General features: G+C 37.6%; 26 protein-coding genes. 12 read left to right on the forward strand and 14 right to left on the reverse strand.

The window, feature by feature from the left end; genetic code table 11:
• Window positions 1–74 precede the first annotated feature (74 nt).
• The 3 genes from ACOMC3_RS00370 to ACOMC3_RS00380 are packed head-to-tail and all read left to right on the forward strand — an operon-like array spanning window position 75 to window position 1,449.
• Window positions 75–662, forward strand: coding sequence for a NifU family protein (locus tag ACOMC3_RS00370; protein ID WP_420317534.1), 588 nt, complete (start codon window positions 75–77; stop codon window positions 660–662).
• 32 nt (window positions 663–694) lie between these two features.
• The gene (locus ACOMC3_RS00375; RefSeq protein ID WP_420317535.1) at window positions 695–1,183 is read left to right on the forward strand and encodes a YciI family protein; all 489 of its coding nucleotides are present in this window, start codon (window positions 695–697) and stop codon (window positions 1,181–1,183) included.
• On the forward strand, window positions 1,180–1,449 hold the full coding sequence (locus ACOMC3_RS00380; RefSeq protein WP_420317536.1) for an acylphosphatase: 270 nt from the start codon (window positions 1,180–1,182) through the stop codon (window positions 1,447–1,449). The genes ACOMC3_RS00375 and ACOMC3_RS00380 overlap by 4 nt, the downstream gene beginning before the upstream one ends.
• Here ACOMC3_RS00380 and ACOMC3_RS00385 read toward each other — a convergent pair whose 3' ends face one another.
• The 8 genes from ACOMC3_RS00385 to ACOMC3_RS00420 all read right to left on the reverse strand — a co-directional run bounded on the left by ACOMC3_RS00385 (window position 1,450) and on the right by ACOMC3_RS00420 (window position 9,480).
• Complete coding sequence (locus ACOMC3_RS00385; RefSeq protein ID WP_420317537.1) at window positions 1,450–2,163, reverse strand: hypothetical protein; 714 nt, start codon at window positions 2,161–2,163, stop codon at window positions 1,450–1,452.
• 156 nt (window positions 2,164–2,319) lie between these two features.
• Complete coding sequence (gene secDF / locus ACOMC3_RS00390; RefSeq protein ID WP_420317538.1) at window positions 2,320–5,301, reverse strand: protein translocase subunit SecDF; 2,982 nt, start codon at window positions 5,299–5,301, stop codon at window positions 2,320–2,322.
• A gap of 88 nt (window positions 5,302–5,389) precedes the next feature.
• Window positions 5,390–5,776: a hypothetical protein gene (locus ACOMC3_RS00395; protein WP_420317539.1), complete on the reverse strand. Its 387-nt coding sequence runs from the start codon at window positions 5,774–5,776 to the stop codon at window positions 5,390–5,392.
• Window positions 5,757–6,365, reverse strand: coding sequence for a uridine kinase family protein (locus ACOMC3_RS00400; RefSeq protein ID WP_420317540.1), 609 nt, complete (start codon window positions 6,363–6,365; stop codon window positions 5,757–5,759). Before ACOMC3_RS00400 ends, ACOMC3_RS00395 begins: the two co-directional genes overlap by 20 nt.
• Entirely contained in the window at window positions 6,362–6,943 is a 582-nt protein-coding gene (rdgB, locus tag ACOMC3_RS00405; protein ID WP_420317541.1) for an RdgB/HAM1 family non-canonical purine NTP pyrophosphatase, read from the reverse strand. Before rdgB ends, ACOMC3_RS00400 begins: the two co-directional genes overlap by 4 nt.
• Window positions 6,943–7,575: an FKBP-type peptidyl-prolyl cis-trans isomerase gene (locus ACOMC3_RS00410; protein WP_420317542.1), complete on the reverse strand. Its 633-nt coding sequence runs from the start codon at window positions 7,573–7,575 to the stop codon at window positions 6,943–6,945. Before ACOMC3_RS00410 ends, rdgB begins: the two co-directional genes overlap by 1 nt.
• A 4-nt stretch (window positions 7,576–7,579) precedes the next feature.
• On the reverse strand, window positions 7,580–8,473 hold the full coding sequence (locus ACOMC3_RS00415) for an FKBP-type peptidyl-prolyl cis-trans isomerase (RefSeq protein ID WP_420317543.1): 894 nt from the start codon (window positions 8,471–8,473) through the stop codon (window positions 7,580–7,582).
• Complete coding sequence (locus tag ACOMC3_RS00420; protein WP_420317544.1) at window positions 8,470–9,480, reverse strand: DHH family phosphoesterase; 1,011 nt, start codon at window positions 9,478–9,480, stop codon at window positions 8,470–8,472. The genes ACOMC3_RS00415 and ACOMC3_RS00420 overlap by 4 nt, the downstream gene beginning before the upstream one ends.
• Before the next feature lie 132 nt (window positions 9,481–9,612).
• Between ACOMC3_RS00420 and ACOMC3_RS00425 the strand changes: the two genes are divergently transcribed.
• Window positions 9,613–10,032: a nucleoside-diphosphate kinase gene (locus ACOMC3_RS00425; RefSeq protein ID WP_420317545.1), complete on the forward strand. Its 420-nt coding sequence runs from the start codon at window positions 9,613–9,615 to the stop codon at window positions 10,030–10,032.
• A 49-nt stretch (window positions 10,033–10,081) separates the two neighbouring features.
• Here the strand turns inward: ACOMC3_RS00425 and ACOMC3_RS00430 are convergent, their stop codons facing one another.
• Window positions 10,082–10,852 carry a segregation and condensation protein A gene (locus ACOMC3_RS00430; RefSeq protein ID WP_420317546.1) on the reverse strand — a complete coding sequence of 257 codons (771 nt, stop codon included), beginning with the start codon at window positions 10,850–10,852 and terminating at the stop codon, window positions 10,082–10,084.
• Window positions 10,853–10,994: 142 nt separating this feature from the next.
• On the opposite strand from ACOMC3_RS00430, the gene dxs reads away from it, so the two are divergent.
• The 3 genes from dxs (at window position 10,995) to ACOMC3_RS00445 (ending at window position 14,992) form a co-directional block, all read left to right on the forward strand.
• Complete coding sequence (gene dxs / locus ACOMC3_RS00435) at window positions 10,995–12,911, forward strand: 1-deoxy-D-xylulose-5-phosphate synthase (protein ID WP_420317547.1); 1,917 nt, start codon at window positions 10,995–10,997, stop codon at window positions 12,909–12,911.
• 49 nt (window positions 12,912–12,960) lie between these two features.
• Window positions 12,961–14,439 (forward strand): transglycosylase SLT domain-containing protein, encoded by a 1,479-nt coding sequence (locus tag ACOMC3_RS00440; RefSeq protein WP_420317548.1) that lies wholly within the window; start codon window positions 12,961–12,963, stop codon window positions 14,437–14,439.
• 106 nt (window positions 14,440–14,545) lie between these two features.
• A complete protein-coding gene (locus ACOMC3_RS00445; protein WP_420317549.1) occupies window positions 14,546–14,992 on the forward strand; it encodes a hypothetical protein in 447 nt (148 codons plus the stop codon).
• Here ACOMC3_RS00445 and ACOMC3_RS00450 read toward each other — a convergent pair.
• Genes ACOMC3_RS00450 through ACOMC3_RS00460 form a run of 3 tightly spaced genes read right to left on the reverse strand, consistent with a single transcriptional unit; the run spans window position 14,967 to window position 18,084 of the window.
• Complete coding sequence (locus tag ACOMC3_RS00450; protein ID WP_420317550.1) at window positions 14,967–16,280, reverse strand: FAD-dependent oxidoreductase; 1,314 nt, start codon at window positions 16,278–16,280, stop codon at window positions 14,967–14,969. The genes ACOMC3_RS00445 and ACOMC3_RS00450 overlap by 26 nt on opposite strands.
• On the reverse strand, window positions 16,270–17,544 hold the full coding sequence (gene kynU / locus ACOMC3_RS00455; protein ID WP_420317551.1) for a kynureninase: 1,275 nt from the start codon (window positions 17,542–17,544) through the stop codon (window positions 16,270–16,272). Before kynU ends, ACOMC3_RS00450 begins: the two co-directional genes overlap by 11 nt.
• A gap of 9 nt (window positions 17,545–17,553) precedes the next feature.
• The gene (locus tag ACOMC3_RS00460; RefSeq protein WP_420317552.1) at window positions 17,554–18,084 is read right to left on the reverse strand and encodes a 3-hydroxyanthranilate 3,4-dioxygenase; all 531 of its coding nucleotides are present in this window, start codon (window positions 18,082–18,084) and stop codon (window positions 17,554–17,556) included.
• 41 nt (window positions 18,085–18,125) lie between these two features.
• Between ACOMC3_RS00460 and ACOMC3_RS00465 the strand changes: the two genes are divergently transcribed.
• Window positions 18,126–18,902, forward strand: a complete 777-nt coding sequence (locus tag ACOMC3_RS00465) for an SDR family oxidoreductase (RefSeq protein WP_420317553.1) — start codon at window positions 18,126–18,128, stop codon at window positions 18,900–18,902.
• A 2-nt stretch (window positions 18,903–18,904) separates the two neighbouring features.
• Complete coding sequence (locus ACOMC3_RS00470) at window positions 18,905–20,332, forward strand: aldehyde dehydrogenase (protein ID WP_420317554.1); 1,428 nt, start codon at window positions 18,905–18,907, stop codon at window positions 20,330–20,332.
• A 59-nt stretch (window positions 20,333–20,391) separates the two neighbouring features.
• Here ACOMC3_RS00470 and ACOMC3_RS00475 read toward each other — a convergent pair whose 3' ends face one another.
• Window positions 20,392–21,126 carry a hypothetical protein gene (locus ACOMC3_RS00475; RefSeq protein WP_420317555.1) on the reverse strand — a complete coding sequence of 245 codons (735 nt, stop codon included), beginning with the start codon at window positions 21,124–21,126 and terminating at the stop codon, window positions 20,392–20,394.
• A 214-nt stretch (window positions 21,127–21,340) separates the two neighbouring features.
• Here ACOMC3_RS00475 and ACOMC3_RS00480 point away from each other — a divergent pair, with 214 nt between their 5' ends.
• Window positions 21,341–22,606: a dipeptidase gene (locus ACOMC3_RS00480; RefSeq protein WP_420317556.1), complete on the forward strand. Its 1,266-nt coding sequence runs from the start codon at window positions 21,341–21,343 to the stop codon at window positions 22,604–22,606.
• A 6-nt stretch (window positions 22,607–22,612) separates the two neighbouring features.
• Here ACOMC3_RS00480 and ACOMC3_RS00485 read toward each other — a convergent pair whose 3' ends face one another.
• Complete coding sequence (locus tag ACOMC3_RS00485; RefSeq protein WP_420317557.1) at window positions 22,613–23,155, reverse strand: carboxypeptidase-like regulatory domain-containing protein; 543 nt, start codon at window positions 23,153–23,155, stop codon at window positions 22,613–22,615.
• A gap of 145 nt (window positions 23,156–23,300) precedes the next feature.
• Between ACOMC3_RS00485 and ACOMC3_RS00490 the strand changes: the two genes are divergently transcribed.
• Window positions 23,301–23,684: an ArsR/SmtB family transcription factor gene (locus ACOMC3_RS00490; protein WP_420317558.1), complete on the forward strand. Its 384-nt coding sequence runs from the start codon at window positions 23,301–23,303 to the stop codon at window positions 23,682–23,684.
• Window positions 23,681–24,367 (forward strand): YjjG family noncanonical pyrimidine nucleotidase, encoded by a 687-nt coding sequence (locus tag ACOMC3_RS00495; protein WP_420317559.1) that lies wholly within the window; start codon window positions 23,681–23,683, stop codon window positions 24,365–24,367. The genes ACOMC3_RS00490 and ACOMC3_RS00495 overlap by 4 nt, the downstream gene beginning before the upstream one ends.
• The last annotated feature ends 53 nt before the right edge of the window (window positions 24,368–24,420 follow it).

The raw sequence follows: 24,420 nt of genomic DNA on the forward strand, positions 1-24,420 counted from the left end.
TTATAACGTAGATAACTGGGCTTCTTTCGAACTTTTCTACGAACTTTGTAATTGTATTGCTAAACATTCAAACTATGCAGATGACTGAGGAACCTAGAGTGGTCAATATTTATACGGAATCTAATCCAAACCCGAATTCTTTGAAGTTTGTAGCCAACTTCATGCTAATGCCAGAAGGCATTAGCAGAGACTTCCCAAACATCGAGAGTACTTCGGAAGCTCCTCTTGCTAAAGCCCTTTTTAATGAATTTGATTTTGTTACTGGTGTATTCTACATGAGTAATTTCATCACTGTCACCAAAAAAGAAGCAACAGAATGGTTTGAAGTTAAATCCAAGGTTCAACACTTCATCAAAGATTTTCTCACTGAAGGTAAATCGATAATTACTGAGGAGATCACAGATAATCTGGATGAAGAATTAACTGGAGATGATGCTGAAGCTAAGATCAAAGGGGTTCTTGAAGAATATATTAAACCTGCTGTAGAAATGGATGGAGGTGCAATTAAGCTTTCATCATATAAGGATGGTGTAGTGACTGTTACACTTCAAGGCTCATGCAGCGGATGTCCTTCCTCAACAATTACCCTTAAAAATGGTATTGAAAACCTTCTCAAGCGGATGGTGCCGGAGGTAAAAGAAGTGGTTGCAGAAGAAGGTTGATTTTAGGATCTTTAGGAGAAAATGCCTCTCCAATGAAGAACTTTTTTATAATCAACATTCTATTTTTTGTTATCCTTTCGTGTCAACCTTCACAGCATCAAGAAATATCTTCTAAAGATCCTTTAGAAGATGAGAATGTATATGATTCTTTGTTAGCTGTAGAAACAGGTGCTGATGACTATGGTATGAGAAAATATGTCTTGGCTTTATTAAAAGAAGGGCCAAACCGCAATCAAGATTCTACCGAAGCTGCACAAATTCAAAGGGCACATTTAGATAATATTACCCAAATGGCTGAAGAGGGGAAATTAGTAATGGCCGGACCTTTTTTTGATGATTGGGAGGTTAGAGGAATTTACATTTTTGCAGTAGAATCAGTAGAGGAGGCAGAAGAATTAACCAAAACTGATCCTGCCGTACAGGCAGGCAGGTTAATCATGGAATTACACCCATGGTATGGAAGTGCGGGACTCATGAAGATGGGAGAATTGCATGAAAAACTAGCTAAACAATCTATATGATCAGCTTTCGAATTAAAGTGACCGGCAAAGTCCAGGGAGTTTTCTTTAGAGCTTCGACCGAAGAAAGAGCCCAGAAGTTGGGGTTGAAAGGCTGGGTAAAAAATGAACGAGATGGATCTGTCATCATTGAGGTGGAGGGAAAGCAAGAAGCAATTAGCCAATTTAAGCAGTGGTGTACAATCGGCCCACCCAATGCAATAGTAGAAAGCATTAAGGTCGAAGAAATACCAAAGCAGGGGTTCTCAACCTTTGAGGTAAGATTTTAACTACTTTCTAAAGTTACTTATATCTTCAGCCGTCAGATTTGAATAATTATCCAAGTCAGGATCTGTCCCAATTTCGATGGCGTTGGACTTCCAATTGAAACTTGTTGGTTGTATAGATTTAAGCGGTAACCCCTCATCAATTAATGTGTAAGCCACTATCTGAATATCCTCAATAGACACATCATCTCCATAATAAATAACATTACTTCCAAGACCAGCGGTCTCTGTCGCTTCTTTTTCATGGATGTAGTAACCCAGCTTTTTCAGTGAAAAAACTTTATCACCATCTTGATCGTGCCGATAGTATCTTATTACAAGATCTTCACGTAGTTGTCCTGAAGGTAAATTGGCAATGATTGGAGCTAGGTAAGTGTTTTTAAGATCTGATAACCCTTTATAAGAATTGTTGCTTCCCTCAAAACTGCTTGTGGATGGTTCTGAATTGTTTTCGGTTTGAACAGCTTCTAATTCTTCAACCTTTAAGGTATCAGAAATAATCTCAGTCTGAGTAGATACAGTCAAAGTATCTTTAAGTGACTCAGTCTTTTTGGGCTCTTTAGTAATGGTTTTGGCTACTTTATTATTTTTTGAAAAGCTCTTTTCTTTACTTTTTTTATACTTATCTGCATCGAAAACAGCAACTTGAAGCAATTTGGCTAGCCCTAAAAAAACAATTGCTATAAAGAAGTAGATAGGAAATTTACCCTTTGACATATTCGTGATTTGGTTACCTGAATTTAAAGGTTAATCTGACAATTGACAACATCAAAGAAGATTTGCTCGACCGGTTCAAATGCGAAAATGGTTATAGAGCACAAAAAAGCCCACATCTTAGTTGGATGTGGGCCTGATTATATTGTTTGAGAAAACTTAGTTTTCTTTCTTATTAAGGTCGATTACAATCGGCGTTGCAATAAAAATGGAAGAGTATGTACCTACGATAATACCCACCAACAATGCGAATGAGAACCCTTGCAAAACAGCACCTCCAAATAGAAATAGAACGATTACAACAATCAATGTTGTAATTGAGGTAATAAATGTTCTGCTTATTGTATTATTAAGCGATTCATTGAATACAGGTATTAACTCAGATCCAGATTTAATTCCCATATTCTCCCTGATACGATCAAATACCACTACCGTATCATTAATTGAGTAACCAATAATGGTTAAGATAGCTGCAACGAAGACCTGATCAGCTTCGAATGATATACCTGCCAGATTGGCAATCGCAAAAGCTGACAATACAAATAAGGTATCATGGAATAGGGCGATGATAGCTCCTAATCCAAATTGCCATTTTCTAAATCGGAATACGATATAGATGAAGATACATATCAGTGCAATAACTCCTGATTTATAAGAGGAATTCTTGATATCATCTGCAATTGTGGCAGTTACCTTGGAAGAACTTGATATTGTGAAATTTCCTTCACTTAGTTGAGATCCGTCTTCTATGTAGGAAAGTCCTGTAGTTTCAGTCAACCCATTGATTAACTCATCTCTTACTACTAAATCAGCCTCATCACTTTCTTCATCTATTTTGTATGAAGTAGTAATTTTCAAAACGTTCGGTGCTCCAAACGTTTTAACCTCGGTTCCAGCATTTTCAAAATAATTACCAAGAGATGTCTTAATCTCAGTAGGACTTTTAGCCTCGTCAAAGGTGATTACATAAGACCGGCCTCCCTTGAAGTCAACACCTAAAGTGATGCCTTTGATAACCATTGCGATAATTCCAATCGTAATGAAAATCGAACTGAACATGTATGCCAACTTACGCTTACTTAAGAAGTCAATATTCAAGTTTGTTAAAGCATTTTTCGAAAATGCATTTGCAAATGAAATCTTTGCATTGTCACCCTTCTTAGAGAAGGCTTCTACAATTACGCGTGTGATAAATACCGCACTAAAGAATGAACAAACGATACCTATCATCAAGGTTATAGCGAATCCTTTAACAGGACCTTGTCCCAATGTGAAAAGTATAATTCCTACAATTAGTGTAGTAACATTTGCATCAAATATGGACCAGTATGCTTTCGAGTAACCAGAAGAAATTGCCGCCTTTAATCCAGAACCATTTCTTAATTCCTCTTTAATTCTTTCAAAGATTAGAACGTTCGCATCAATTGCCATACCGATTGTAAGCACAATACCAGCAATACCTGGTAAGGTAAGTGATGTGCCAAACTGTGCTAAAATACCCATGATGAAGAATACATTGAAGAATAAGGCCAGGTTAGCAATTAATCCACCTTTCGCATAGTAGACCACCATAAATACAATTACTATGACTAAACCTACTAGGATTGAGTTAAGCCCTTGTTTCTGAGCCACTTTACCTAATGTAGGACCTACTACAACATCTTCAACAATAGTAGTTGGTGCTGGCAAAGAACCAGCTTTCAGAATGTTTGCCAAGTCTTTCGCTTCGTCAATGGTTTGAAATCCGCCTGAAATAGATGATCTACCATTTGGTATCTCACCAATTACATTTGGGGCTGAAAACACATAATTATCAAGAACAATTGCGATTCTTTGACCCACATTTTCACTAGTCATTTTTGCCCACGTTCTGGAGCCCGTAGCGTTCATCTGCATGGATATCTCAGGCTCAGCACGTTCGTTTAGATAGGCAGTTGCACTAGAGATTGTCTCTCCGGTTAATGAAGCCTTACCACTTCTATTGGTTTTAATTGGATAAAGCTCAAGTAAATCCGGTCCACCAACATCTTCACCCTTGTCTTTAGGCTTTACATCCCAAAGAAACTTCATCGTCGCAGGAATTATCTCTTGTACATCATCTCGTTCAAGTATTCGATTGATTCTTGACGTATCCTTTGCATTGTAGATAAGCCCACCATATTGTGAGTTTACTAATAATTCAAAGAGGGGTGAGTTTTGGGTGTTAATTAGTGAATCAAGTTGATCATTTTGAAGGGAATCTTCTTCTGCTATAGTTAAGGAATCAGTTTCACTTCCTTCTAATAATGCGGTGATATCATCTTTTGGTTGCTTATCATCTTCATTTAAATCAATTGAAGTTGGATTTTTCTTCATCTCTTCAACGATCAATGAATTGATGGAAATTAACACAGGAGCAACTTCCTGTTGCTGATGCACTTCCCAAAATTCTAGTTTTGCTACTCCTTGAAGAAGTTTGCGAACCCTCTGTGGATTGTCGACTCCTGGAAGCTCGATCTGAATTCTACCGGTTCCTTGAAGTCGTTGAATATTTGGCTGAGAAGTACCGAATCTATCAATCCTTGTTCTAAGGATATTAAAGGATCGATCGATGGCACTTTCAACTTCAATGTCTATGATTTCCAATATTTCAGCATCGGTGCTTTGGAGACTAATTCTTCCTCTATTTGAGGCAGTAGCAAAAATTTGAGCCAACTCTTTGCCTGGAGCTCTTTCTTTGAATTGACTATAGAATTCGTCTACAAAATTTAATTGTGTTCCTCTGACATTTTGTTTTGCTTGATCCAAAGCAGCTAAAAAATCAGGGTCTGTACTGTTACCGCTCAATCCTTTTAGGATGTCTATTGGTGAAACCTCTAAAGTTACGTGCATTCCACCTTGAAGGTCAAGGCCAAGGTTAAGCTCAGTTTCCTTTATCTCTTTATAGGTATAATCGATTCCGAAAAGATTATAAACAGGCTCATTCCAAATAGAATCGAGGTATCGTTGTTTTTCGATAACGTCAACAGTTCCATCAGCATTTTCGGTAGCTGCTCTAGCATCTTTCTGAATGTTTTGTGAAACGTAGGTAAACGACAAATAGTAGATACAGAGCAATGAGATCAGTATCGTTAAAAAGACTATAAATCCTTTATTTTTCATGATTTTATAGATTATGACATTGGATAACCCAATGAGTTTTTGTTGTAAAAATTTTGATTTAAATGAAGCGAGTTATTTAAACACCGCCTCAGGGTGCATTTGGCGAGATGATTCTACTGAAAAGTATTTTTAGTGCTTTTTGAGTAGCGGGTAGAAATGTCTTAACAACTGGAACCTTTTCATCTTCATCATCTTGATAAAAAAGTTCAGAAACTAAGTACGATTGATAATCAAGGTTTATCTGAAGAGTAGATGTTGGTACAACAGCTGATTTAGTGATCTGTTGATTTTCAGATGCTTTGGAATCACTTTGCTCTTGCTTGTCAGCGCTATATTGAGGAGCTACTGCAGCTTGAGTAAGTACAAATAGCCCAATCATTATGCCGAAGGCAGCCTGATAAAATTTCTTCGATATGACCCTTGATATTTTCAAAGTGGAGGCAAATGTAGCAAAATCACTGATTAAGAAAAGCAATAATTACTTTTAGGGCTTTTTCAAAGTGGTCATGATTTGGTATAACAAGGTCAGCATAGTCCTTAGAAGGCTCTATGAACTTTTTATAAGCAGGTGTAACATGATGCTCATATCGATATAGCACATCTTCCAAATCATAGCCACGCTCTTGGGCATCTCTAATGATTCTACGTTTCATCATCAAATAGTCTGGTGCCTCAATGTAGAGTTTTAGATCAAGTAATTCGCGAACTTCATCTATATGAAAAGTGAATATTCCTTCTACTAGAATGATCGGACTGCTTTGAATGCTTATTTTTTTAGGACTTGGATTATCACGGTCATTGTTATACGTATACTCTGTGATTTCAATTGACTTGCCTGCTATTAGTTTATTGAGATCATCAGCAAATTTTCTTTGATCTATAGACTGTGGGGTGTCAAAATTTTCGATTCCCTCCTCATCCTTAGGCTGATGCCTCTTTTCAATGTAGTAGTTATCCATAGAGTGAAGGGCAGCATGAGGTACTTGCTTTAAAAGCTCACTCATAAATAGGGTCTTCCCTGACCCACTACCACCGGTTATTCCTACTACTATTGGTTTTTTCATAGCTCTTGACGAAGATATTCCAATAGTTTATGCACGGCTCTAGCCCTATGAGAAATTCGATTTTTTAAATCCGAAGAAAGCTCTGCAAATGTTCCTTCATATCCAATCGGTTGAAATATTGGATCGTAACCAAATCCATTATTCCCCTTTTTTACATCAATGATTTTACCCTGGATTTCTCCCTTAAATTGATTCAATTGACCACTTTCATCTATGTAAGAAATGACAGTTTGAAATGCTGCGGATCTATCAGAAACAGTTTCAAGATTTTTAAGCAACAAATCCATGTTCATATCATCGTTTTTCTCAGGACCGGCATACCTGGCTGAATAAACCCCAGGCTCACCATTGAGCGCATGGACCACCAATCCGCTATCATCTGCAATCACAGGTATCTTATGTTTTTCAAAAACATACCTTGCTTTGATAAGCGAATTTTCCTCTAGTGTTTTTCCACTTTCCTCAATGTCCTCTTTGATACCTAACTCTTCCAATCCTAAGATAGAGATATGGTCAGGTACCATCTCATTTAGTTCCTTTACCTTATTTGCATTATGCGAGGCAAAGCACACTTTCATTATTGTTTAGTTACACTGATTGGATAAAGTTCAAATGTAATTGGGGTGTTAGGATCAATAAGCAATCCAGACCCCCTCGTTCCGTACGCTATTGCAGAAGGAAGAGCAATAATTGCTTTACCACCTACATTCATTTGATTAAAAGTTACTGTAATCCCATCAGTAAATCCTTGAATAAACTGTTCATCTATTGTCCACCCTGATACGCTATATGTATATGTCAAAGGGGAATAGATTTTATCTTCATAATACAGGGCAAGGAATGTTTCGTGAACAGTTTTATCTGCCAATCCAACACTGTCTTCCAGAAAGTGAGCTCGTATACTGTCTCCCACAGCTTTTACTGTTGTGTCAAAAATGGTATCATTTAAAAGGATTCCAATGTAGTCGAAAGTGACAATATCACTTTCATCAATTGGATCCCCGGTACCCTCATCCAGAATTAAATACCTGACTCCTGAAGGAGTGGTAGAGTAGTTTTCATACCCTTTTTCAGACATGTATTCTGCAATTGCAATACTGTCATTTTCAAGTTGTACATCTGGATCTTCTTGGATAACTACATCCCCATCCCCACATCCTATAAGGAAAAGGATAACAACTCCAATTCCAACTAATAATCCTGATTTCATATTATTAATCAACTATTTCTAATAACTCAACGTCGAAGACTAGAATTGAATTTGGCTTTATAACTGCACCAGCACTTCTGCTTCCATAACCAAGAGTACTTGGTATGTAAAGAGTTGCTTTTGTTCCAACATTTAACAGGCCAATTCCTTCATCCCATCCTTTGATTACTCTTCCCTGACCGATTGGGAATGTAAATGGCTGATAAGGTCTTCCTTCTTGATAAATTCCTTGTTCTTTAGCTACAGTTTCCAAGCTTGTATCAAAATACTCTCCACTTAGAATATAACCAGCATAATTGACCCTTACGTTTTGACCTACTTCGGGTTTAGGACCATTTCCTTCTTCTTTTATAACGTATCTCAAGCCGCTTTCTGTTGCTTGTGCATCAATGTTATTTTCTGATAAATAATTGTCAAGCAATTCATTGTCTATCACGATTTGCTTTTCAGCTGCTTCCTCAGCTTTTTTGGCAACCATGTCATAGTATCCTTGCTCAGTCAGTTGATCAACGTAAGCAACCTCAAATTTAATTTTACTATCTGACGGAATAGTGTCTGGAATAGGAGCTCGGAAAGTTTTCTCAAAAAGTTCTGATGCGACTAATTCAAAACCAACACTATCTCCCGTTCTAAGTTGCGTCAGTACTTCAAATAATTCTCCCTGCTCAGATACGTTATTTGGGTCAATCTTTAATGGCATAGGCTCATCAGACTCCATCATAACAAATCCATTTTCAGTTGAGTATTTTATTCTGAACATAGAAACCAGACTATCTACTGGAGTATCGCCATTACCCTTCTTTAAATATGTAACAGTTGTGCCACTTTCTGTTTCAAAAGAGTTTGACCCGCACGCTACCAGAACGATAGCTAAAATGATATATCCTAATTTCTTCATTTGATTCTTGTTTTTAAAATGTCTTTATCTATTAATTCTTTGAATTTTTTTTCTGTTTCTTCAAGGCTAAGCTCAGACATGCCACCTGAAGCATTTTTATGTCCACCACCACTGAAGTATTCTTCCGCGAATTTATTAACTGCAAAGTCTCCAATGCTTCTGAATGAAAGTTTTATTTCATTATCCTTCTGAATAATGATCGCTGCAACCGCAATTCCTTTAATTGAGAGCGCGTAATTAACAAGTCCTTCCGTATCTCCTTGCTTAAGTTTGAAATCCTTAAAATCTTCCTCACCGATTACAAAATACGCCACTCGGGAAGACTCATCAACTTTGAGTCTCTCTGCAAGTGCATGTCCTAAAAATCTTAATCTTTCGAGGGAGTTTGTGTCATATATTAGACGACTCACCTTATTTACATTGGCACCTAAATCTATAAGATCTGCGACAATCCGATGGATTTTAGATGTTGTAGACGGATGCTTGAAAGATCCTGTATCCGTCATAATACCAGCATACAGACATTCTGCTATATTCACATCAATTTCATCCTTCCCACTAAAGTTTATGATCAGATCATAGATCAATTCCGCTGTAGCAGCTGACTTATCATTCCAGAAATTGAAATCTGGCTTAATCTCAGGATTAAGATGGTGATCCACTAAAGCAATTTTAGCAGAGGCTTGTTGAGCAACATCTTTCATGCCTTTAATTCTTCCAAATCCTGAATAATCCAGGCAAAATAATAATTCAGCATCGCGAATTAACTCTGTTGCCTTTGAATTTGACTTTTCATAATTAATCACGCTAGAATTACCCGGCATCCACTCTAAAAAATCAGGATAGCTATTGGGAACAATGGCATTGACCTCATGGCCTTTTCTCTTCAGAAAATGATAAAGACCAAGAGAAGATCCAAGTGCATCAGCATCTGGATTAGCATGAGTTGTAATAACGATCTTTTTAGGGGATTGCAAGAAGTCCTGTAACGCTCGTATGTCCTTCATAAAAAATGCCCTGAACGGGCAAAAGTGAACCGCAAAATTAGTAGAATTTATAAAACCTTGTAATGCTGAGTAAACTCTTTATGATTCCGTTATTTTTGCGGCGATTTTAGAGAGTTAAACAAAAAACGAATAATGGCTGGAAAAAAGACTTTTACAATGATTAAACCAGATGCTTATGCAGCTGGTAACTCTGGAGCGATCATTAAAATTATCGAAGATGCAGGTTTTAAAATTGAGGCAGCAAAATTGACCAAATTATCAGCTGATCGAGCTGGACAGTTCTACGAAGTACACAAGGAACGACCATTTTATAATGATCTTGTAGCATACATGTCTTCCGGACCAATTATAGCAATGGTTCTGGAAAAAGATAATGCAGTTGAAGATTTCAGAAACTTGATTGGAGCAACTAATCCTGCAGAAGCAGCAGAAGGAACTATCAGAAAGCAATTTGCAAAATCAATTGAAGCAAATGCGATCCATGGATCTGATTCTGATGAAAATTCAGCGATTGAAGCAAGCTTCTTCTTCTCAGCAACAGAGAGATTCTAAAAAAATAATTGAGATAGCATTGAAAAGCTTGTGTAAATCACAGGCTTTTTTATTTACTTTTAGTTAATGCAGTTTCATCTCTTCTCTCAATCCAGAAGTTATTGAATCCTTCTCCTAATGAGATAACAATTTGCTTAAGCTGTAAAAGCTCAAGTATTGATAAGAAATTAAATATTACAAGGATTTTATCTGGTTTTTCTACAATCATCTCTGTGAAAGAAAGTTTCTTCCCATATACCAGTCTTTCCATAAGTTTAGCCTTTTGCTTTTCTATCGTATATGGATACTGTACTACTTGATGTATGGGCTTGTTTTGCTCAAACTCATACCGTTTCATCACCTTCTGAAACACCTTCATCATTTTATAAAGGTCAAGATCCTGGAGTTCAGATTCTACATTTATAGTCTCTGAAAGATGTTTGATTTCTTTCTTAAGGTTTCCCCTTCGTTCTCTATCCAAACGTTCGGATTCCATTTCTGAAAGTGTCGCTACAACGGATTTGTATTTTTTATACTCTAATAAGTGTTTAATCAATTCTTCTCTCGGGTCAACCTCATTACCCTCCTCATCTATAACTGGTCGAGGCAGTAACATTTTGGCTTTTATTCGCATCAAAGTAGCAGCTACGAGTATAAACTCACTAGCAACTTCAACATTAAGTTTTTCAAGGTGCTCCAGATAATTCAAAAAATCTTCTGTGATTTTAGCAATAGGGATATCATAGATGTCCAACTCATCCCTTTCTATGAAGAAAAGAAGTAAATCAAATGGACCCTCGAAAAGAGGAAGTTTTATCTCAAATTTTTGATCAATTGTCACTGTCCAAAATTACGACATTATGGAATTTCACACTGAATTAATTTACCTTTCTACCTAATGTTTAGTTTTGCAGTCTGACTGTCGTTAAACAAAGCGTCAAACAATTTGAGCTGAGCGGCGTTTTGAAGAAATATATTAAATCATGGAGATTAAACCTGGACCACTTCTATCAGAGATCGACTCACCAGATGATCTGAAAAAATTAGATACAAGACAGTTAGCACAAGTTTGCCAGGAGCTACGTGATTTTATCATCGATAATGTTTCTGTCTATGGAGGTCATTTCGGTGCAAGTTTAGGAGTCACAGAATTGACTGTTGCTCTACACTATGTGTTCAATACACCAGAAGATCAGTTAGTTTGGGATGTCGGTCATCAAGCATACGGTCACAAAATATTAACAGGTCGAAAAGAATCTTTCCACACAAATAGAAAATATAAAGGCATTTCTGGCTTTCCAAAAAGAAGCGAAAGCCAATATGACACATTCGGTGTTGGTCATTCTTCTACTTCAATTTCTGCAGCACTTGGAATGGCTGAGGCCTCCCGTTTAAAAAATGAAAAAGACAAGCAACACATTGCGGTAATTGGTGATGGTGCAATGACTGGTGGATTGGCTTTTGAAGCAATGAATCATGCCGGAGTGAGTAACTCAAATTTACTCATTGTACTGAATGATAATTGTATGTCAATTGATCCAAATGTTGGAGCTCTTAAGGATTATTTAACTGATATCACTACAAGCCAGACCTACAACAAATTCAGAGATGAAGTCTGGAAAATATTAGGCAAAATCAGCAAATTTGGACCGAATGCACAGGAAATAGCCGCTAAGGTTGAAAACTCAATGAAGAGTTTGCTACTAAAGCAAAGCAATTTATTTGAGTCGCTTAATTTAAGATACTTTGGGCCAATTGATGGACATGATGTTAACCATCTGGTGGACGTCATGCAAGATCTTAAAAAGATTCCCGGACCCAAAATTCTTCACTGTTTGACCGTTAAGGGGAAAGGCTATGACCTTGCCGAAAAAGATCAAACCTTATGGCATGCGCCAGGCACTTTTGATAAGATTACTGGTGCAATAAATAAGAAGAAACATGATACTCCTCAACCTCCCAAGTTTCAGGATGTTTTTGGGCATTCTTTAGTTGAGCTAGCTGAAAAGAATAAGAAAATTGTAGGAATTACTCCTGCAATGCCATCAGGTTCATCAATGAAGATTATGATGGAAGCCTTCCCTGACCGATCGTATGATGTTGGGATTGCGGAACAGCATGCAGTTACATTTTCCGCAGGTTTAGCTACTCAAGGCATGGTACCATTTTGTAATATCTACAGTACGTTTATGCAGCGGGCCTATGATCAGGTCATCCATGATGTATGTATTCAGAATTTGCATGTTGTTTTCTGTATGGACAGGGCAGGAGTGGCAGGAGCCGATGGACCAACTCATCATGGAGCATATGACATTGCATTCATGAGATGCATTCCAAATATGGTGGTATCAGCACCAATGAACGAAGCTGAACTTCGTAACCTCATGTTTACGGCAAGTATGCATAATGGCCCATTTTCAATCAGATACCCTCGCGGTACTGGTGTGATGCCGGAATGGAGAACAGTATTTGAAAAAGTAGAGATCGGAAAAGGCAGAAAATTAATAAATGGAGAAGATCTTGCCATTCTCTCCATCGGTCAAGTTGGGAATTATGCATTGAATGCCGCTGAAGAGCTAAAAACAGAGGGTATAAATCCATCTGTTTATGACATGCGATTTGTTAAACCTTTGGATGAAGAAATGCTTCATGAAATTTTCCGAAATCATAAATATGTAATTACTGTTGAAGACGGGTGCATTATGGGAGGCTTTGGATCAGCGATTTTGGAATTTGCAGCTGACAATGAGTACAATTCGACAATAAAGAGACTGGGAATACCAGACACAATCATCGAACATGGCGAGCAACCGCAGTTGCACAAAGAATGTGGGTATGACACTGAAGCGATTACCCATGCTGCCCTCCAGTTTGTTTCCAGTAAGGAAGCAGTACGGTAACCAAAAAATTGAATCCATTTTCTGGAAATTATGTATTTTAAAGTGATATATGGGTTACCAATCTAAAGCCACATTACTTTCTTTTACATTTCTATTGCTAATAGCTTCATGTAAGCAATCATCTTCTAGTCAAAGTGCAGCTGATTACCCAGAACGAGAAGAATTTATTATTGATCTAGATCTGCCAAAGATCAAAGAACGAGGTTACATAACGGCTATTATGGATAATAGCTCAACAGGGCTTTTTGTTTATAAAGGCAAAACAATGGGTTACGAGTACGAACTGCTCAAATTATTTTGCGAAGAACAAGAAATTCAGCTCAGAATAAACATTACTCAAAATTTAGGAGAAGCATTTAACAAGCTAAATACTGGAGAAGGAGATATACTTGCTTATAATCTAACAGTAACTAAAGAACGTAAAAAACGAATAGCATTTACTCATTACCATAACTTGCAAAAGCAGGTTTTGATTCAGCGTAAACCTGACAATTGGAGGCAGATGAAGCTTCATGAAATAGAAGCACAATTAATTAGAAATCCTGTCGATTTGATTGGAAAAGAGGTGGTTGTACGACCTTATTCATCATATTATGATAGAATGGTCAACCTTTCAGAAGAAATTGGAGGTGATATCCTGATCATTCCTGGAGAGACCAATGTAGAAACTGAGCAACTCATCAAAATGGTTGCAAAAGGTGAAATAGATTATACAGTGGCAGAGGAAGATGTGGCTCTCGTGAATTCAACGTACTATCCCAATTTAGATGTAAAAACACCAATTAGTTTTTCGACTCAAATAGCCTGGGGTGTCAGAAAAAATGCGGATCAGTTACTCAACGAACTTAATGACTGGATATTAAGAATGCGAAAAACAACTGATTATTACGTGATATACGATAAGTATTTTAGAAGTTCTAAATCAGCTTTAAGAAGATCTAGAAGCAAATATTCTTCCATTAGAGGAGGAGGATCAATTTCACCTTATGACAGTTTAATTCAAAACGCAGCTGATGAACTGGGATGGGATTGGTTATTATTGGCTGCCCAGGTGTTTAGAGAATCAAAGTTTAATGAAAATGCTGAGTCTTGGGCAGGCGCCATAGGACTAATGCAGATAATGCCAAAAACCGGCAGAGAATATGGAGTCAGGGATTTGTATGATCCACAGCAAAATATTTATGCGGGGACGAAACATCTACAATGGCTCCAACGCCAGTGGGCAAAGAAAATTGATAACGAGGATGAGCGATTGAAATTTGTATTGGCATCTTACAATGTTGGATTGGGGCATCTTCAGGATGCGGTTAGATTGACAGAAAAATATGGTGGAGATACAAAAAGTTGGGAAGACGTAAGAGAATATTTGTTAAAAAAATCACGCTCTAAGTACTTCAATGATCCTGTTGTTGAATACGGATATTGCAGAGGTTCTGAACCTGTAGAATATGTAGATCGGATTCTGGATATCTATAGTAATTATAAAATTCTTGTCCAGGAAAGCGAGTTGGATGCCATTATGCCTTGAAAATCACCATCAATTGAATAAATAGATTTGAGGAGCGGTATTATTGAGGCAGTTCGAATAATCAGACTTATCTTTAGGAGGCAGAACTCACCAATTCACCTTAAAAATGAAAAATCAGCACGAGACACTTCTTGAAGAATATCATAAAGTAAGAAAGTCCGAGCTTGGCCTTGATCAATTCACTTACATCCTTAAAATATATCCATCCTTACTCGTGTGTATGAGTGATGGAAAACTAGATAAGGAGGAGTGGGACGGAGTACTAAATATTTCTAAAGGGCTTGCTTTACTCTATTTGGATCAAATGCCTAATACAAATGCAGAAAAGGTAGAAACCCTTTTTCGAACAGAGTTTAGGTACCTACTGGAGAATATCGATAAATGGGAGAAAAAGTTTTTAAATACCCTTAAAAGCTACCTTGAGGAACACCCTGACGATAGGGAATTCGTTTATGAGGCAATGTACCTTTTTGCTAATGCTGCAGATGGAATCTCTGCTGATGAACAGCGAACAATAGATAAACTTTCTAGTAGGCTTTCTTTAGAGTATTAAAGCGTTCAATAATTTTTTCCAGATTTATTTCAGTTTCCTGATTAAGTATCTCATCCATAATTTTCTTTTGGATTTTTCCTAGCCTTAAAGCCTCAGAATAAGGGATGTCTGAAAAAGTTACCATGCTGTATAGAGGAATCCATTCCTTGGGATATTTAGCTTGAATTTTGGACTCAATCTCTTTTCTTCTCAAAAAATCAGGATCGCCTACATGATCTCGCATTTCAATAAAATTATGAAGCGCAAGCTCAGAAATTGCATCTGCATCTTTTTTTCTGCTCGATGAATACTTTGGTAGGATTTGTTCCCAATTCCAATCCATCTCTTCAGCTAATTCTATAAATAAGCGTACATCTTCAAATCCTGAGTTCATACCTTGGCCATAGAATGGTACGATGGCATGTGCAGCGTCACCTAATAGAATAGTTGAGTTTTTGAACCAGGGGTCACATTTTGTCGTGATAAGGGAAGAAGTAGGATTTGAAAAAAACTGATCAGTTAAGTCCGGAATTAAGGCTTTAGCATCTTTAAAGTACTTATCAAAAAAATCATCAACTTCCTTTTTAGTATTAAGCTGTGAAAAAGAAGGATTTCCTTCAAAAGGAAAGAAAAGAGTACAAGTAAATGTTTTATCGTTATTTGGCAATGCAATTAACATAAAGTTCCCTCTGGGCCAGATATGTAGATAATTAGGCTCCATTAGAAATTTATTATTGACAGGTTCAATGGCGAGCTCCTTGTATCCGTGCTCAATGTAATGCTGTGAAAAATTGAAGCGATCAGTTAATTGGAGTTTCTTTCGAATCTCTGAAAAAGCACCATCAGTACCTACTATCAAATCTGATTGAATAGTCGATCCATTCTGAAAGGTCAATGTGCTTTTTTCAAAATCCACATTTGTGCACTTATGATCGAAATGAACTTCTACTCCAGACTTTTCGGCACTTTCAATAAGTAATTCGTTCAATTGAGCTCTTGAAACGGAATTTATAAATTGACCTTCCTTTCCGTAGGGCTGAAAGGTTAGCTCTCCATCCACAGCATGCATCATCCGACCTTTCATAGGAATAAGGAATGGTTCGATGGTTTCATAAACACCAGCCATTTTTAACGGGCGAATTCCTCGATTGCTAAGTGCCAAATTGATAGATCTTCCCTCTGCAACATCCGATTTACGCGGATCTTTTCGTTTTTCGAAAACCTGAACATCAAATCCTTTTTGTTTGAGGATAACTGCCAATAGGGACCCAACAAGTCCTGCTCCTACTATACTTATTTTATCTTTCATTGATAATTGCTTCTTCTAGAATTGAGATAAAGTTCACAGCATCAGTAAAAGAATTGTATAGTGGAACCGGTGCTACTCTAATCACATTAGGCTCTCTCCAATCGAGTATTACTCCTTTTTTAATAAGAAATTCGAATACACTTTTACCATAATTCAATAGGTATAACGATAGTTGCGCTCCTCTTTCATGATGATTTCGAGGCGTTATTATCCTTATTTCTTTTGCCAGGATTTCCGAGCTTTCTATTAAACTTTCCATGAAATCGGTAAGCTTGAGGCTTTTGGCTCTCAGATTATTAATACCAGCATGATCGAAGATTTTAAGAGAAGCTAAGTGTGAAGCATGAGAAAGTATGTTGACGTTGCTCAACTGCCAACCATCCACCGTTGGAATTGGATTGATTTCATTGTCCATCTTGAATCTGCTTTCTGCATTATGTCCCCACCATCCTGAAAGTCGAGGTATTTCCCTGTTTTCACCATGTTTTTCATGCACAAAAAGTCCTCCTACACCGCCTGGGCCTGAGTTGAGGTATTTATAAGTGCACCAAACTGCAAAATCTACCTTGCAATCATGTAGTTTCAATGGAACATTACCAGCTGCGTGAGCCAAATCAAAACCTGCATAAGCTCCTACGGCATGTGCAGCTTCTGTAATTTTTTGAATTTCAAATAGCTGTCCTGTGTAGTACTGAATGCCTGGAAACATTACTAGTGCTAGTTCATCATCCAACTCTTTGATTTTACTAACAATCTCTTCAGTGCTCAAATAGTCAGATCCATCTGCCGGATTCAATTCCACTAGGTTATCGACTGGATCAAACCCACTGACATGAATTCGAGAATGCACCGCATAGAAATCAGAAGGAAACGCTCCACGTTCAATCAATATTTTAGTTCTTTTCCCTTTTGGCCTGTAAAATGAAGCCAGAGCTAAATGGAGGTTGGTGGTCAGGTTGTTCATTGCTACAACCTCATGTTCATGCGCGCCTATTAGTTTAGATAATGCCGATTTAGAGTTTTTATGATAGTTCACCCATGGCCTATTTCCGGTAAAATGCCCTTCGACTCCACTTTCTTCCCACTTCTTCAACTCCTCATTTACAAAATCTTTGGTGATTTTGGGTTGTAACCCCAGGGAGTTACCACATAAATAAATACAATCCTTTCCATTTCTTTGAGGAAAATAAAATTGGGTTCGAAATGTTGCTAATTGATCTTGCTCATCCAGCTGAGCAGCTTGTTTTAATGCTTCTTCCTTCAAAACGTTTATTTAATCGGTGAATCTAGGGTCTGTTTCCATAGTTTCACCACAATTATCGCAAGTTCTTAACTCTTCAGAATTGAAAAACTCTTTAAATCTTGGAAGAAAATCTTTTTCAATGTTTGTAAGCTGAAAATAGGTCTCATGAAGTTTGTGATTGCAATTGTCGCAATACCAGAGTAGACCATCCTGATGTGTAGGTTCTCTTTTGCGTTCGATAACAAGACCAACTGAATTGGCAGGTCGTGCTGGTGAATGTGGAACTTTAGCTGGATGAAGATACATTTCACCTTCTTTGATAGGGACTTTCACCGCTTTCCCATCTTCTTGGATAGTCACTTCAATATCTCCCTCCAGTTGGTAGAATAGCTCCTCTGTTTCATTATAGTGATAATCTTTACGTGCATTGGGTCCGCCAACAATCATCACAATGTAGTCTCCTGCATCTGTATATAGGTTTTTGTTCCCCACCGGGGGTTTTAATAGATCTCGATTGTCGTCGATCCATTTTTTTAGATTAAAGGGTCTTTTTATTGCCATGTCGGAGATGTTTATTTTTGAAGAAAAGTTAGAAAAAATTTATGGATTTAGACCTGAAAGGAAGAAGAGCTTTGGTATGTGGTAGTTCTCAGGGAATGGGACTTGCTATAGCAAAAGAACTAAGTGATATGGGAGCGAATGTTACGCTGTTCGCTCGAAATGAAGAGTCGCTTAAAAAAGCTCTTGACCAGTTATCTCCTGGTGATCATGATTATTTGGTTGCTGATTTTGACGATTTAGAAGCCGTGAAAAATGCGATTGACGTAGGTCTATCAAAAGCTCCTTATCAAATTCTTATCAACAATTCAGGTGGACCAGCACCGGGACCATTAGCGGACGCTAGCCTTTCAGACTTTGAAATTGCAATGAATAGACATCTTCATGTAAGTCATATTTTGGTTCAAAAGTTACTTGAGGGGATGAAAGATGCAGGATATGGACGTATCGTGAATATCATCTCAACCTCTGTAAAGGTGCCAATTGCAGGTTTGGGGGTGAGTAATACAGTAAGAGGAGCTATGGCTTCATGGGCCAAGACATTGGCCAACGAGTTAGGAGGCTTTGGAATTACTGTAAATAATATCTTACCTGGATTTATCAATACTGCTCGCATTGAAAGTTTGGTCGCGGGAAAATCTAAGAAACTTGGTAAATCAGAGATTGAAGTTGAAAAAGAGATGAAAAATACAATCCCCGCCGGTCGATTTGGTGAGCCTGAGGAAATAGCAGCCTATGCTGGTTTGCTTAGTAGCAATAGTGGTGCATACATCAACGGAACTAGTTTACGTATAGACGGAGGCCGAACAGGCTCAATTTAATTATGCAGAAAATCCAGAATTTCATTAATGGCGAATATGTAGACCCTATCAAAGGCCAATACATTGATAACATAGAGCCGGCTACAGGAAAGATATTTGCTCAAATTCCAAACTCATCACAAGAGGATTTAGATAAGGCAGTAGAAGCATCAAAAAATGCCTTTCCGATTTGGAGCACAATGGCAGTGGATAAGCGAAGTAGAATTCTACATAAACTAGCTGATTTGATTGAGCAGAACCTTGATGATTTAGCTATCATGGAGAGCCGGGACAATGGAAAGCCATTATGGCTGGCCAAGGCGGTAGATATTCCTCGTGCTAGTTCAAATTTCAGATTCTATGCATCTGCGATTGTTAATTTTTCAACAGAGGCACAGGTCTCAGAAGGGTTTATGGTTAATTATACGCGTCGAGCTCCTATCGGAATAGTTGGATGTATATCACCATGGAACTTGCCACTCTATTTATTTTCATGGAAAATAGCTCCAGCGTTAACAATGGGTAACTGTGTGATAGCTAAACCCTCTGAATTAACACCAATGACTGCATTTTTGCTTGGAAAACTTGCTAATGAGGCAGGAATGCCTCCGGGTGTTTTAAACATCCTTCATGGTGAGGGAAAAAGGATAGGACAGGCAATCGTTGAGCATGAGGTCACCAAGGCCATTTCTTTTACCGGAGGAACAACAACCGGTAAGATTGTAGGAGCTACTGCTGCTCAGCAGTTCAAGAAAGTTTCGTTGGAGCTTGGAGGAAAGAACCCGAATATCATTTTCGCAGATTGTGATTTGGATGAGGCAGTCAAGACCAGCGTAAAAAGTTCATTTACTAATCAAGGAGAAATATGTCTTTGTGGTTCGAGAATATTGATTGAAGAATCCATTTATGAAGAATTTAAATCTCGATTCTTGGCGGAATGCGAAAAGATTAAAGTAGGAGATCCAGCTGATCCATCATCAATAATGGGGGCTTTAGTGTCAGGAGATCATCTTAAAAAAGTTGATTCTTATGTCAAACTAGCACAAGAAGAAGGGGGATCAGTTATCCATGGAGGTAAAAGAATTGAAAAAGAGGGGTTCTATTACGAGCCAACTGTAATTGAAGGATTGGATGAAAATTGTAGAACAAACCAGGAAGAAATTTTTGGACCAGTTGTAACTCTGAATCCTTTCAAATCTGAAGAGCAAGCAATTTCAATAGCTAATTCCACAAAGTATGGTTTGTCATGTACTATTTGGACATCAGACCTGAAAAGAGCACATCGTGTTTCTCATGCTGTTCAGGCTGGAATCATCTGGGTAAACTGTTGGCTAGTTAGAGATCTACGAACACCCTTTGGCGGAATGAAGGATTCAGGCATAGGGAGAGAAGGAGGAAATGAAGCGTTGAGGTTTTTTTCTGAACCACAAAATGTCTGCATAAAACTATAATCAACAAAAAACCCCTGACGATATCGTCAGGGGCCAAAGTCTATTCGGTTTAATATTTCTTAAGCAGTTTCTCCAGCTTTTAGCATGGCTATCTTAAAGGATTTGCGTTCTTTGTGTCCACAATAGCCACAAGCATAGTATTTCATTAATTCACCTTCTTCTGTCTCAGTGGCAGTTTGAATAACTTCTTCTCTATCCACTTTCAATGTCTGATAGTTACAGTTGCTGCACTGTAGTGCGTGAAGTCTACCGTTGTATTTTTCGATTTTTGTAAAACCTGACTCTTCATCTATCCATACATCGTAATCTACAGAGAATGCATCCTCTTCAGCTTGCATACCTTCATCCAGATAAACATCTTCCTCTTCTTCACTAAGGAGTTTCATTTTTCTTCCGTCAGGGGATGTTCTTGGAGTATACCTTAATTTCTTAAGACGCTTTTCAATGAAAAATGGGTAATAGAATTTCAGCACATTCTGGATAATTACTCCGAGAATCACTGCAAACATGGAACTCATGAATAATCTTACAAAGAACCAAAGCCAGGTTGATTCACTAAACATCGTGTTGAAGTATAGTGTAGCACCAACAATAATTAGCAATGCTCCATTCCACAGCATGTTGATCTCATGCATGTTTATGTAGTCGTAGCGAGTTTTAAAATCACTCGTGGCTAGTAGCTTTAAATAATGGCCTATTAGAATCAACACTCCAACACCGGCTACAGCCATTGCGAGGTATCCTCCATAAGTGTTCCAATTACTCATTAGTTCAGGTGAAATAGGGTCAGTCATAGCGTCTGTTTATTAAATCGGAAATACTCCTTATACAAAAATGCCAAATTTTTTAAAAACTCAACGTACCAAATTAAAATAAGAAGCACTTAAATCCCTCTTATTTTCTTGTAAAATATCAAAAAAATGTAATACCAACAATCCTAATTTTGTACAGCATAGGTATTATTAGGTTTAGGTATTTTTGTCGAAATCAATCAATTTGAAACCAAATATGAATTTTTCACTTAAAAAATTATCAGCAATACTGTTCGCAATAAGTATCCTATTTAGCTGTACTCCCACAAAAGAGGAAACTATTGACTATACTTCAATGACTGATGCCCAGCTTGAGGCAGTAGCAGATTCACTAGCAAAAGCCTACATTATTGTAGATGGACATGTGGATTTACCCTTTCGAATGAACGTCAAAGGTTTTATGATTACTAAAACTGTAGAGGATGTATCAGTAGAAACGACTGGTAACTTTGACTATCCTAAAGCAAAAAGAGGCGGACTTGACGCGCCATTCATGTCCATTTATGTTCCGTCACGATATCAAGAAACAGGTGGAGCCAAGGATTTTGCTGATTCCTTAATTGATATGGTGTCAAGGCTACCTGTAACATTTCCATCACAGTTTGCGATGGCAAATACTCCAGCCGACATTACAACAAATTTTGATCAGGGATTAATTTCCTTGCCAATGGGCATGGAAAATGGTGCTCCTATTGAAGATGATATTAATAACGTGAAGTATTTCTTTGATCGAGGGATCAGATACATTACACTAACTCACTCTAAGGACAATCAAATCTGCGACTCATCCTACGACACCACTTACACATGGAATGGAGTAAGCCCATTTGGAGAGCAGGTAATTGCAGAAATGAACAAGTGGGGAATTATGGTTGACATTTCTCATGTGACTGACAGTGCCGCTTTCGACGCACTAAGATTAACAAAATCACCAGTTATAGCTTCTCACTCTTCTTGCAGAAAATTCACTCCAGGATGGGAGAGAAATATGCCTGATACCTTAATCAAGGCAATGGCTCAGAATGGAGGAGTCATCCATATCAATTTTGGATCAAGCTTCTTGTCTCAGGAATCACAAGATAAATTTCAAAAGATGCGAGAAGACTTAACAAATTACCGAGCAGAAAATAGTTTATCTCCAGAAGATTCCATTTATAAAGCTTACGCAAAGCAGTACACGACTGATAATGACGTGTATGAAGACGTTGAAAAAGTTGCTGATCATATCGACCATGTAGTGAGTTTAGTAGGTGTTGATCATGTTGGATTAGGATCTGATTATGATGGTGTGGGGGACAGCCTTCCTAAGGGACTTAAAGATGTTTCAACTTATCCTAACCTGATCAAAGAGCTACTTAAAAGAGGGTACTCTCCTGAAGATATTGAAAAAATCTGCTACAAGAATACTTTCAGAGTTTGGGAAAAAGTTCAGGAAGTAGCACAAGAGCTACAATCTAGCTGATAAAAACTAATTCTTTCGCTTGAGTGAATTGATAAAATTCGCCCAGGCGAAAGGATTTAATAATTGATTTTGCGGCGGAGAGTAGCGGTTGAGGTATGATTGTCTTTGAAGCTGCATGTAATATTCATGATTTTCTTCCCCTGAGGCCGGAAGACTGTAATATGCTTCTTGCATATATTGGCTATTGAGCCATTGATAAATGTTCGCATATTCTTTTTGATTAGGAAGCTCCATGGTAATCAGAGCCTCTTTAAACATCCTTTCTGTAGGATATGGTCTAATCTCAACCTCTTCAAGAAAAGTAATGTCATCCTGTAAGGCGATTATTACCCTCAGACTTGATTCGCTATCATGCTTGGGGATTATATAGTATGCTCGTTTATATCCGACAGCACTAAAAATTATACTATCTCCTTCCAAAACTGGAAGTGAAAAAAATCCGTATGGGTTGGTGGTTGTACCACGGCCAGACTTGGGGATATAGACGTGGGTTCCGGGAACCACTGATGTACTATCAGCCCCAAAGACCACCCCAGTGAATTGAATCACTTTTTTAATTGGCCCTTGCGCAAAAGAGCAAGATAGTGTTAGAGAAAAAAGTATAAGTATTAGATAATATCTCAAATCAAGTTCCTTTGTCTATTAAAAGAGTTTTAACCAATAAAAGTTTAACTTCGGTAAAAGTAGTGAAAAAATGAGGCTCAAGAATTTTAATCTAACTTTTGGCACACAGATTTTCAAGTCATTTTCCGATGAGTCTCGCACACGCATACTTCACCTTCTATATCGTCAGGATGAACTTTGCATTTCTGATCTTGAGTCAATTTTGGACTTTACTCAAACAAAAACCTCCAGACATATAACGTACTTAAAAAATGCTGGTTTGGTCACATTTAGAAAATATGATCAGTGGGTTTTTTATAGTATAAAGGAGGAAGGTTATGATATGGTAAGCCAGATATTTGAGTTTTTAAGCAAGGATCCTGTTTTGCGTAAGGATCTTGAGGTTTATAAAACAATGAATGCAAATTTAGCACTGGCCCAGAACAAGATAGAGGCGAAAAAGTATAATAGGTGAAGGAAATAAAACACATTTTCTTCGATCTTGATCACACGTTATGGGATTATGATCGAAGTGCACAAGAGACTCTTTTAGAGATTTACAGAGATCTTAAGCTTTCAAATACTGAACTGTCAACAAAAAAATTTATTGGAACTTTTTATGAAGTCAATAATAAACTTTGGGTTAAGTACAATGATGGACTGATTGATAGAGAGTACATTAAAAACGAGCGTTTTAATGAGATTTTTCAAGCGACAGGATTGGATGTCTCACTATCAAAAAAAGCATCGACCTATTTTATGAGTCATTGCTCATTGAAACCATACTTGATGTCAGATGCTCTTACTGCACTAAATTACCTGTCAGGTAGGTATCAACTTCATATCATCACAAATGGATTTCTTGATGCTCAAAATAGAAAATTGAATAGCTCAGGAATAACAAAATATTTCAAGGTCATGGTTACATCGGAATGTAGTAATTCACGCAAGCCGAACCCTGAGATATTTGAGTACTCACTTTCTCAAGCAGGGGCTTTAAAAAATGAGAGCATCATGATTGGTGATAACCCAAGAACCGATATTCATGGAGCAAAAGAATTTGGCATGAAAACGGTATTTTATGATCCTTCGGGGAGAAAAAGGTCCTTAGCAGACTTTACCATTCAATCTCATATGGAATTACTTAAGTTGCTATAATAGAGCTTGTGTGTTTGTTAAAATTCGGATAGTTTTTGAACTATTCAGGTTAC

Source organism: Ekhidna sp. (genome assembly GCF_965212185.1).
Taxonomy (GTDB): Bacteria; Bacteroidota; Bacteroidia; order Cytophagales; family Cyclobacteriaceae; genus Ekhidna.